The sequence below is a fragment of the Burkholderia sp. ABCPW 111 genome (assembly GCF_000773065.1).
Taxonomy (GTDB): Bacteria; Pseudomonadota; Gammaproteobacteria; order Burkholderiales; family Burkholderiaceae; genus Burkholderia; species Burkholderia savannae.
Window position 1 is genome coordinate 82,367 of sequence record NZ_JPWT01000053.1, and the last position, 10,696, is coordinate 93,062.

A 10,696-nucleotide genomic window follows, 5' to 3' on the forward strand; every position below is an offset into this window, starting at 1 on the left:
CCGCAATGTCCCGTGGATTCGCCATGACAACGCAAACCATCCGCATTTCCCGCCGCAGCCCTGTCCGCGCCGCCCCGCGCATCAAGGCGCGAGGCGCCCGGCCTGACGACGGCGCGCGCCGCGCCGGTTCGCCGCGAGTCCGCCCGTCCGCCGCGCGCCGTCGCGACGCGCAGCCGATGCGCGCCGCCGCTCGCCGTTGCCGCGTCCGCGGCGTGTCCCTCGTCGTCTTCGGCCGCATTGCCTCCGGCCACGGCGATCGAGCCGGCTGCGCGAGCTTCACGTGCAGCACGTCGCGGACGAGCGCCGCGATCACGCGTTCGTCGCGCCGAGACGCCAAGCGCGCGCGCGCCGCGGCTGCCACCGCGCCCCGGCGAGCGCCGCGCACGACGCATCCCGACGCGACCGCTCTCGCCCGCACGCGCCGCGCGAATCGCACGGCAGCAGCCGCCCGGCCGGCCGTCGCGGTCTGACTCAGGATCAGGAGAAGCGCCGGATGGAAACCTGGCTCACCGACCTGCAGCACCTGCTCGCCCGCGGCGACGCGGCCGTCCTCGTGACGGTGGCGCGCGTCGACGGCTCCGCGCCGCGCGACGCGGGCACGAAGATGCTCGTCACGCGCGAAGCCGCACGCCACACGATCGGCGGCGGCCATCTCGAGTGGAAGGCGATCGAGATCGCCCGACAGCTGCTGAAGGAAGGCGCGCACACGCCGCATGCGCGACGGCTCGAACGGCTCGCGCTCGGCCCGAGCCTCGGCCAATGCTGCGGCGGCGCGGTCGTGCTCGCATTCGAGCGGCTCGACATCGCCGATCTCGGCTGGGTCACGTCGCTCGCCAAGCGCACGGCGGCGGGCGCGCCGACCGTGCGCAGCGTGTCGTTCGGCCCCGACCCCGACGCGGTGATGCTGAGCGAGCCCGAGCCGGGCGCCGCGCGCCCCGACTGCCTGCTGTGGGAAATGAGCGGCGCGCCGCTATTGACCGAGACGATCGCGCCGCGCGCGTTTTCGGTCGTGCTGTTCGGCGCCGGGCACGTCGGCGCGGCGCTCGTGCGCGTGCTCGGCACGCTGCCCTGCCACGTCCGCTGGGTCGACGAGCGCGACGCGCAGTTCCCGCCGCCCGATGCGCTCGCGGGCATCCGCAACCTGTCGCTTGACGCGAACGACGCGCCCGACGAAGCGATCGACGAAGCCGAGCCCGGTGCGTACTTCGTCGTGATGACGCACAATCACGCCCGCGATCTCGAGCTCGCGCACCGCATCCTCGCGCGCGGCGACTACGCGTACTTCGGCATGATCGGCTCGCGCACGAAGCGGATGCAGTTCGAGCACCGGCTCGCCGCGCGCGGCATCGACCCGTTGCAAATCGCGCGGATGCAGTGCCCGATCGGCGTGCCCGGCATCGTCGACAAGGCGCCCGAGGCGATCGCGATCGCCGTCGCCGCGCAGATCCTGCAGACCGTCGACGCGCGCCGCGCGAACGAGCATCCGGCCGCATCGCCTTCGCCGCCCGGCGCGCGCGCATGCTGAGCCGCCGTCATTCAAACCAGGTTACGCATACAGACACCACGATGACCCCGACATTCCAAGACAAGATCGCCCGCGCGCCGAAAGCGGAGCTGCACATCCACATCGAAGGCTCGCTCGAGCCCGAGCTGATCTTCAAGCTCGCGCAACGCAACGGCGTGAAGCTCGCATACGACTCGATCGACGCGCTGCGCGCCGCCTACGCGTTCAGCGATCTGCAGTCGTTCCTCGACATCTACTACGCGGGCGCGAGCGTGCTCCTCACCGAGCAGGATTTCTACGACATGACGACCGCGTACGTCGAGCGCGCGCTCGCCGATCACGTCGCGCACGCGGAGATCTTCTTCGATCCGCAGACGCACACCGAGCGCGGCGTGCCGATCGAGACCGTCGTCGCGGGCATCGAGCGCGCGCTCGCCGATGCGCAAAAGCGCGGCTTCTCGAGCAAGCTGATCCTGTGTTTCCTGCGTCATCTGTCCGAGGAGGACGCGCTCGCGACATTCGAAGCGGCGCTGCCCCTCTTCGATCGCTACGCGCAGCGCCTCGTGGGCGTCGGCCTCGATTCGTCCGAGCGCGGCAATCCGCCGTCGAAGTTCGCGCGCGTGTTCGAGAAGGCGCGTGAGCGGGGCCTGAAGCTCGTCGCGCACGCGGGCGAGGAAGGCCCGCCCGACTACGTGACGCAAGCGCTCGACGTGCTGAAGGTGGATCGCGTCGATCACGGCGTGCGCAGCGCGGAAGACGCGGCGCTCGTCGCACGTCTCGCGAACGAAAAGATCGCGCTCACCGTCTGCCCGCTGTCGAACCTGAAGCTCTGCGTGTTCGACGACCTGACGAAGCACACGCTGAAGGATCTGCTCGACCGCGGCGTCGCGGTGACGATCAACTCCGACGATCCCGCGTATTTCGGCGGCTACGTCAACGCAAACTACTTCGCGACCGTCGACGCGCTGCAGCTTGGCGATGCCGACGTCTACACGGTGATCAAGAACGGCTTCGACGCGTCGTTCGTGAGCGCCGACGAACGCGCGGCGCTGATCGCGAAGCTCGACGCGCACTGGCACGCGGCCTGACGGCCGAAACGACGCGCGCGCTGCATGCGAGGCGCGCGAAAGCGCGCGCGTCGTGACGCGGTGCGCTCGACACGAGACACTGAGGAGAGCTTAACGATGGACCTCTATCAAGGCACCGCCGCGCCCGCGAAGCGCTCGGCGCTCGAGCGCCACTTCGGCATTCGCGAGTCCGGCTCGCGGCCGCGCACCGAGATCGTCGCCGGCGTGACGACGTTCCTGACGGCGATGTACATCATCGTCGTGAATCCCGGCATCCTGTCGCAGGCGGGCGTGCCGTTTTCGGCCGCGCTCACGGCGACCGTGATCGTCAGCTTCCTCGGCAGCTGCGCGATGGGACTCTACGCGCGCAACCCGGTGCTCGTCGCGCCCGGCATGGGCATGAACGCGCTTTTCACGTTCGTGATGGTCCATGGCGGCAAGATGCCGTGGCAAACCGCGCTCGGCTGCGTGTTCTGGGCGGGCGTGCTGTTCGCGACGCTCGCCGCGTTCAACGCGCGCAAGCTCGTCGTCGACGCGATTCCGGCCAACCTGCGGCACGCGGTGTCGTGCGGAATCGGCCTGTTCATCAGCCTGATCGGGCTCGTGAACGCGAAGTTCATCGTCGGCGATCCGGTGACGATCGTCCATGCGACGTCGCTCAATCCGGTGATCGTCACGTTCCTCGCCGGCCTCGCGATCACGACCGTGCTCGTCGTGCGCCGCGTGACGGGCGCGCTCATGCTCGGCATCGTCGCGACCACGCTGCTCGCGATCCCGATCGGCCGCGTGTGGGGCGACGGCAGCGCGTACTGGCCCGCCGCGATCGCGACGAAGACGCTCGTCAACTGGAACGGCTTCGTCGCCGCGCCGGACTTCTCGGCGATCGGCCAGCTCGATCTGCTCGGCTCGCTGAAATTCGCTTACTGGCCGTTCATCTTCGTGATGTTGTTCACCGCGTTCTTCGACGCGCTGTCCACGTTCATGGCGATTTCGGAAGCGGGCAACCTGCGCGACCGCGACGGCAATCCGCGCAACATTCGCCAGTCGATGATCGTCGACGCGTTCTCGGCCGTCGTATCCGCGCCGCTCGGCACGAGCCCCGCGAACGCGTACATCGAATCTGCGGCGGGCATCTCGGCGGGCGGCCGCACGGGGCTCGTCGCGGTGGTCGCGGGCCTGTGCTTCGTGCCGTTCCTGTTCCTGTCGCCGCTGCTCTCGCTCGTGCCCGCGATCGCGACGGCGCCCGCGCTCGTGCTCGTCGGCGTGTTCATGATGGAATCGATCACGAAGATCGAATGGCATCGCTTCGACGAGGCGATCCCCGCGTTCCTCGCGATGATCCTGATCCCGCTCACGTACTCGATCACCGAAGGCATCGCGTACGGCTTCCTCGCGTTCGTCGTGCTGAAGCTCTTCACGGGCCGCCGCGACGAAGTAAAGCCGGCGATGTGGGTGGTCGCCGCGCTGTCGGTGCTTCTCGTCGCACAGCTCTGACTTCAATCGATACGGATTCCCAACGATGACTCAAACCGCTTTCCGCGCGCGCCTCTTGCGATTCGACGGCGATCCCGCGCAATCGGACGATGCGGCCGCGTACGACGAAGACGGCCTCGTGATCGTCGACGACGGGCGCGTCGTCGCGGCCGGCGCGCATGCGGCGCTCGCGCCGCGGCTCGCGCCGGGCGCGACGCTCGTCGAGATGCGCGACAAGCTGATCGTGCCCGGCTTCATCGACACGCACGTTCATTATCCGCAGACCGAAATGATCGCGTCGCCGGCGCCGGGCCTGCTGCCATGGCTCGACCGCTACACGTTCCCGACCGAGCGGCGTTTCGCCGATCCCGCGCACGCGCGCGACGTCTCGGACTTCTTCCTCGACACGCTGCTCGCGTGCGGCACGACGACGGCGCTCGTCTACTGCACCGTGCACAAGCAGTCGGCCGATGCGTTCTTCGACGCAAGCGACGCGCGCGGTTTGCGGATGGTCGCGGGCAAGGTGCTGATGGACCGCCACTGCCCCGAGTTCCTGCGCGACACCGCGCAATCGGGCTACGACGACAGCGCCGAGCTGATCGCGCGCTGGCACGGCCGCGGCCGGCAGCTGTACGCGCTCACGCCGCGCTTCGCGCCGACGTCGACGCACGAGCAGCTCGAAGCGTGCGGCGCGCTCGCGAAGCTTTATCCGGACGTGTTCATCCAGAGCCACGTCGCCGAGAACCTCGACGAAATCCGCTGGGCGGCCGAGTTGTTCCCCGAGCGGCGCAGCTATCTCGACGTCTACGATCACTACGGCCTGCTGCGCCGCCGCGCGGTCTACGGCCACTGCATTCATCTCGACGACGACGATCGCCGGCGCTTCGCGGAAACGGGCGCGATCGCCGCGCACTGCCCGACGTCGAACCTGTTCCTCGGCAGCGGCCTGTTCGATTTCGATCGCGCGAATGCGCAGCGGATGGCCGTCACGCTCGCGACCGACGTCGGCGGCGGCACGTCGTTCTCGATGCTGCAGACGATGAACGAGGCGCACAAGATCGCACGAATGACCGGCCATCACCTGAGCGCGACGCGCATGTTCTGGCTCGCGACGGCGGGCGCGGCGCACGCGCTCGAGCTGGCGGACACGATCGGCACGCTCGCGCCGCGCACGGAGGCCGACTTCGTCGTGCTCGATCCGGCCGCGACGCCGCTGCTCGCGCGCCGCACCGCGCGCGCGGAATCGCTCGAAGAGCTGCTGTTCGCGCTCGCGCTGCTCGGCGACGATCGCGCCGTCTATCGCACGTACGCGGCAGGGCGCTGCGTGCATCGGCGCGACGGCGCCGACGCGAGCTGAGCGGCCGAGCACGCAGGCAGGCGACCGTTCGGCGGCGGAACACGCCGCGCCCCCCCGCTGAAGCGACACGCATCGACTGACGTGCGAATCACGACCGACGACCGCGCGCGACGCTGCGGTGCAGCAGTCGCGACGGCAAAGACGCCGGCACGAGTCGAATCGCCGACACACGCGGCGCGTGCTCGCTGCCGCGCCCGCGCCTGCACCGCGCTCGCGCGCCCTGGCGCGCCGATTCCCCCATTCGACCCGATTCGACCCGATTCAAATTGGACTCGACCGAAACCCGACGCTTCCCCGCCCGTCCTCCGCAACCCGCAGCGCCCGCCCCCGCCCGCCGTGCCCGCCTGCGCCGGTGCGGGCGGCATCCCCGCCACATCGATTGCCCGCATCGCTTCGCTCCACGCGACGCGACGCGACGCGACGCGACGCAACGCGACGCGACGCAACGCGACGCAACAATCCTTCCCTTCGTGCAAAAAAGGCGTGCTAGAATCCGCTCCTCATTGGGGAGTAGCCGCTCCGCTCGAGCCGACGCCGCCCGGCGCGCTCGTGACGGAGGCGTCCGTCAACAGACTTGGCCGTCGCGGCCATGGCGGACGCAGCCCGCAAGGCCTGGCGAGACCGATGGTTCACCGCACGCCGCAGATGGGCCCGGCGCGCGGCGAATCGTCGCTCGCGTTCAACCAGGCCCTGGGATATTCATTCCGTGACTCAAGCCTTCCTAATCTCGACGGGCGCCGTCGCCCTCGCCGAAATCGGCGACAAGACCCAGTTGCTCTCTCTCGTCCTCGCCGCCCGCTACCGCAAGCCGCTGCCGATCATCGCCGGCGTCCTCGCCGCGACCCTGATCAATCACGCGTTCGCCGGCGCGCTCGGCGAGTGGCTCGGCGTGTATCTGACGCCGTCGGTGATGCGCTGGGCGCTCGCGATTTCGTTCATCGGGATGGGCTTGTGGATTCTCGTGCCGGACAAGCTCGACGCCGCCGAGGCGAACGCGAACCGCTCGCGTCTCGGCGTGTTCGGCGCGACGTTCGTCGCGTTCTTCCTTGCCGAAATGGGCGACAAGACGCAGATCGCGACCGTCGCGCTCGCCGCGCGCTTCCAGGATTACGTCGGCGTCGTCGCCGGCACGACGTTCGGGATGATGCTCGCGAACGTGCCGGCGATCCTGCTCGGCGACCGCTTCGCGCACCGGCTGCCGACGAAGCTCGTCCATGCCATCGCGGCCGTGCTGTTCGTCGTGCTCGGCGCGCTCGCGTTCGTTCGCGGCGGCGCCTGACGGCGCGAAAACCGCATCAGGCAGACGGACCATTCGTGGGCGCAGCCCCACCGCGCACGGCCGCGGCTCGCGGCGAAGGCAGCGGCCCGTTGTCCGCCGGCCCGGCGCCCGCTTCGCCGATATGCCGCTTCTTCGACCGGCCCGGCCGCTTCACCGGCCGCCCAGACCACCGGCTTCCCGCTCCGCCGACCTGCCTCGACGCCAGGCCGCCTCTCAACGCGCCGGCGCCGCGGCGGCGCCGGATGCGGGCGCGGCCGGCACCGCGCGCTCGTTCGACGGCATCGGCGCGGGCGCGCCGTTCTTGTCGACGGGCAGCCGCACCGTGCGCACGGTGCCGTTGCCGAGCGGGAAATCGGCGAGCGCCGCGCGGGCGAGATACGGCATCGCCTGCAGCAGCGACGAGCCTTCGCCCGCGTTGCGCGCGGCGACGTTATAGACCTCCTTGCCCGTCGCGCGCTCGGTGATCCGGATTTCGAGCGAACGCTGGAAGATCTGGTAGCTCTGATTCACGTAGCCCGCCGGAAACGGTCCCCACGGACCGAACGGCCCCCACGGGCCGCCGCGCCAGTACGGGCCGGGGCCGAACCACGGGTCGTAGTAGACGGGCTGCGGCACCGACACCCAATCGCTCTTGATGCCGTACGCGAGCCCGACGAGATAGCGCGCGGCCTTCTCCGGCGCGCGGGTGAATGCGTAGGCCGACAGCTCGTTGCCGACGATCTGCTCGTAAGTCGACTGCTCGAGGCTATTCTGCTGCTCGGCGGTCCGGGCGAACGCGTAGGTGCGCGTCGCGTCGCTGCCGCTCCAGTTCGAGAACGCCGTGACCTGCGTCGTGACGTAGGACGTGCAGCCGGACAGCAGCACGATCAGGGCACCCGCGAGCCATGCCGCGCCGCGGATGATGGGATTGCGTTTCATGTTCGTCCTCTTGATCGATGGCGTCGCGCGGGCCGGCCGGGCGTCGCGATGACCGGATCATACGCCGCCCGCGCGGGCACCGCGCCGATAATACGAAGACCGTTCGGCGCGCCGAAAAGTTCGCCCCGCGCACCGCGCGCAAAGGCTTTGTACAATGGGCTCCTGCCGCCGCGCCGCCCGATCGGCGCGCCCCCTACTTTCTTAAGCCCACGATCGACATGTCCGATACCGCCGCTCCATCCGCCGTGATCCGCCGCAGCGACTACACGCCGCCTGCGTTCCTGATCGACGCCGTCGCGCTCGAATTCGATCTCGAGCCGGCGCGCACGATCGTCAAGAACACGATGCGCGTGCGTCGCAACCCGGACGCCGCGCCCGCGCCGCACTTCGAGCTGATAGGCGAAGCGCTCGAGTTCGTCGGCGCGCGGCTCGACGGCAGGCCGTACGACGCCGTGCGCGCGCACGAGCACGGCCTCACCGTCGAGAACGTGCCCGACGCGTTCGAGCTCACGATCGAGAACGCGTGCGCGCCCGAATCGAACACGACGCTGTCCGGCCTGTACGTGTCGAGCGGCAATTTCTTCACGCAGTGCGAGGCGGAAGGCTTTCGCCGCATCACCTACTTCGTCGACCGTCCCGACGTGATGGCGTCGTACACGGTCACGCTGCGCGCGGACGAGGCCGCGTACCCGGTGCTGCTGTCGAACGGCAACCTCGTCGATTCCGGCGGGCTGCCGGGCGGCCGCCACTTCGCGAAATGGGAAGACCCGTTCAAGAAGCCGAGCTATCTGTTCGCGCTCGTCGCGGGCAAGCTCGTCAAGCTCGAGGAAAAGATCACCTCCGGCAGCGGCAAGGAAAAGCTGCTGCAGGTGTGGGTCGAGCCGCACGATCTCGACAAGACCCGCCACGCGATGGATTCGCTGATCCATTCGATCCGCTGGGACGAAAAGCGCTTCGGCCTCGAGCTCGATCTCGACCGTTTCATGATCGTCGCCGTCGGCGACTTCAACATGGGCGCGATGGAGAACAAGGGGCTCAACATCTTCAACACGAAGTACGTGCTCGCGAATCCGGAAACGGCGACCGACGTCGACTTCGCGAACATCGAATCGGTCGTCGGCCACGAGTATTTCCACAACTGGACCGGCAACCGCGTGACCTGCCGCGACTGGTTCCAGTTGAGCCTGAAGGAAGGCCTCACCGTGTTCCGCGACCAGGAGTTCTCGGCCGACATGTCGGCGGGCGACGGCGAGCATGCCGCGGCGCGCGCGGTCAAGCGGATCGAGGACGTGCGCGTGCTGCGCCAGCTCCAGTTCGCCGAGGATGCGGGCCCGATGGCGCACCCGGTGCGGCCCGAGAGCTACGTCGAGATCAACAACTTCTACACGATGACCGTCTACGAGAAAGGCGCGGAAGTCGTGCGGATGTATCAGACGCTGTTCGGCCGCGACGGTTTTCGCAAGGGAATGGATCTGTACTTCCAGCGCCACGACGGCCAGGCGGTCACCTGCGACGACTTCCGGCACGCGCTGGCCGACGCGAACGGCCGCGACCTCGCGCAGTTCGAGCGCTGGTATAGCCAGGCGGGCACGCCGCGCGTGACGGTCCGCACCGCGTACGACGCCGCCGCGAAGCGCTATTCGGTGACGCTGCGGCAAGGCTACGGCGAAGCCGCGCCCGCCGCGCGCGACACGCAGAACGGGCCGCTGCTGATTCCGTTCGCGATCGGCCTGATCGGCGCCGACGGCCGCGACCTGCCGCTGCGGCTCGAAGGCGAGACGGCCGCGTCGGGCACGACGCGCGTGCTCGAACTGACCGACACGGAAACGACGTTCACGTTCGTCGACGTCGACGAAGCGCCGCTGCCGTCGCTGCTGCGCAATTTCTCGGCGCCCGTGATCGTCGAATACGACTACCGCGACGAGGAGCTCGCGTTCCTGCTCGCGCACGATAGCGATCCGTTCAACCGCTGGGAAGCGGGCCAGCGCCTCGCGACGCGCGCGCTGCTCACGCTTGCCGCGCGCGCGGCCGCGCAGCAGCCGCTCGCGCTCGACGACGCGTTCGTCGCCGCGTTCAAGCGCGTGCTGACGGACGACACGCTGTCGCCCGCGTTCCGCGAGCTCGCGCTCACGCTGCCGTCGGAGGCCTATCTCGCCGACCAGATGACGCAAGCCGATCCGGCCGCCGTCCATCGCGCGCGCCAGTTCGTGCGGCGCCAGCTCGCGACCGCGCTGCGCGACGAGTGGCTCGCGGTGCACGAGCGCCACCAGACGCCGGGCGCGTATGCGCCGACGCCCGACGACTCCGGCCGCCGCGCGCTGAAGAACCTCGCGCTCGCGTACCTCGCCGAGCTCGACGAGCCGGCCGACGCGGTCCGTCTCGCGCACGCGCAATACGACGCCGCGAACAACATGACCGACCGCTCGGCCGCGCTCGTCGCGCTGCTGTCGGCGGCCGCCGGCTCGGCCGACGCCGCGCGCGCCGCCGATCGCGCGCTCGACGATTTCTACCGCCGCTTCGAGAAGGAAGCGCTCGTGATCGACAAGTGGTTCTCGATGCAGGCGACGCGGCGCGGCACGCCCGAGCATCCGACGCTCGACGTCGTGCGCAAGCTGCTCGCGCATCCGGCGTTCAACCTGAAGAATCCGAACCGCGCGCGCTCGCTGATCTTCGGCTTCTGTTCGGCGAATCCGGCGCAGTTCCACGCGGCCGACGGTTCGGGCTACGCGTTCTGGGCCGACCAGGTGCTCGCGCTCGACGCGCTCAATCCGCAGGTCGCCGCGCGGCTCGCGCGCGCGCTCGAGCTCTGGCGCCGCTTCACGCCGGCGCTGCGCGACAAGATGCGCGACGCGCTCGAGCGTGTCGCCGCGAACGCGCAGTCGCGCGACGTGCGGGAGATCGTCGAGAAGGCGCTCGCCTGACGGCGGTTGCGGCCGCCCGTTTCCCGGCGGCCGCGGACGAAAAAGCCGGCATCGCGTGTTGCGATGCCGGCTTTTTTATGGTTCATCGCGGAATTCCGGGGAACGCGGCGCGGATCTTGAGGAAGAAGTACTCCTCGTCACGGTACCCGTAGGCCCTGCGCTTGATGACCTTGATCG

General features: G+C 69.5%; 8 protein-coding genes and 1 riboswitch. Of the genes, 7 read left to right on the forward strand and 1 reads right to left on the reverse strand.

Annotated elements, in window-relative coordinates; all coding sequences use genetic code 11:
• Positions 1–5 precede the first annotated feature (5 nt).
• From X946_RS35425 to X946_RS08070, 6 genes are all read left to right on the forward strand, one after another.
• On the forward strand, positions 6–470 hold the full coding sequence (locus tag X946_RS35425; protein ID WP_152611650.1) for a hypothetical protein: 465 nt from the start codon (positions 6–8) through the stop codon (positions 468–470).
• A 23-nt stretch (positions 471–493) separates the two neighbouring features.
• Positions 494–1,525 carry a xanthine dehydrogenase accessory protein XdhC gene (xdhC, locus tag X946_RS08050; RefSeq protein WP_038745669.1) on the forward strand — a complete coding sequence of 344 codons (1,032 nt, stop codon included), beginning with the start codon at positions 494–496 and terminating at the stop codon, positions 1,523–1,525.
• A 41-nt stretch (positions 1,526–1,566) separates the two neighbouring features.
• Positions 1,567–2,592: an adenosine deaminase gene (locus X946_RS08055; RefSeq protein ID WP_038745641.1), complete on the forward strand. Its 1,026-nt coding sequence runs from the start codon at positions 1,567–1,569 to the stop codon at positions 2,590–2,592.
• A gap of 96 nt (positions 2,593–2,688) precedes the next feature.
• On the forward strand, positions 2,689–4,065 hold the full coding sequence (locus X946_RS08060; RefSeq protein ID WP_038745643.1) for an NCS2 family permease: 1,377 nt from the start codon (positions 2,689–2,691) through the stop codon (positions 4,063–4,065).
• A 25-nt stretch (positions 4,066–4,090) separates the two neighbouring features.
• Positions 4,091–5,401: a guanine deaminase gene (gene guaD, locus X946_RS08065; RefSeq protein ID WP_038745645.1), complete on the forward strand. Its 1,311-nt coding sequence runs from the start codon at positions 4,091–4,093 to the stop codon at positions 5,399–5,401.
• A 493-nt stretch (positions 5,402–5,894) separates the two neighbouring features.
• Positions 5,895–6,031: riboswitch (yybP-ykoY riboswitch) on the forward strand.
• 76 nt (positions 6,032–6,107) lie between these two features.
• Entirely contained in the window at positions 6,108–6,680 is a 573-nt protein-coding gene (locus tag X946_RS08070) for a TMEM165/GDT1 family protein (RefSeq protein ID WP_038745647.1), read from the forward strand.
• A gap of 213 nt (positions 6,681–6,893) precedes the next feature.
• Here X946_RS08070 and X946_RS08075 read toward each other — a convergent pair whose 3' ends face one another.
• Entirely contained in the window at positions 6,894–7,598 is a 705-nt protein-coding gene (locus X946_RS08075) for a DUF4136 domain-containing protein (protein ID WP_038745649.1), read from the reverse strand.
• Between the two features lie 218 nt (positions 7,599–7,816).
• Between X946_RS08075 and pepN the strand changes: the two genes are divergently transcribed.
• Positions 7,817–10,519, forward strand: coding sequence for an aminopeptidase N (gene pepN / locus X946_RS08080; RefSeq protein ID WP_038745651.1), 2,703 nt, complete (start codon positions 7,817–7,819; stop codon positions 10,517–10,519).
• Positions 10,520–10,696: the final 177 nt, after the last annotated feature.

Bases quoted from the DNA above. Each gene is read 5' to 3' on its own strand.
- pepN (WP_038745651.1), top strand. From the start codon at position 7,817: ATGTCCGATACCGCCGCTCCATCCGCCGTGATCCGCCGCAGCGACTAC.
- xdhC (WP_038745669.1), top strand. From the start codon at position 494: ATGGAAACCTGGCTCACCGACCTGCAGCACCTGCTCGCCCGCGGCGAC.
- X946_RS08075 (WP_038745649.1), bottom strand. From the start codon at position 7,598: ATGAAACGCAATCCCATCATCCGCGGCGCGGCATGGCTCGCGGGTGCC.
- X946_RS35425 (WP_152611650.1), top strand. From the start codon at position 6: ATGTCCCGTGGATTCGCCATGACAACGCAAACCATCCGCATTTCCCGC.
- guaD (WP_038745645.1), top strand. From the start codon at position 4,091: ATGACTCAAACCGCTTTCCGCGCGCGCCTCTTGCGATTCGACGGCGAT.
- X946_RS08060 (WP_038745643.1), top strand. From the start codon at position 2,689: ATGGACCTCTATCAAGGCACCGCCGCGCCCGCGAAGCGCTCGGCGCTC.
- X946_RS08055 (WP_038745641.1), top strand. From the start codon at position 1,567: ATGACCCCGACATTCCAAGACAAGATCGCCCGCGCGCCGAAAGCGGAG.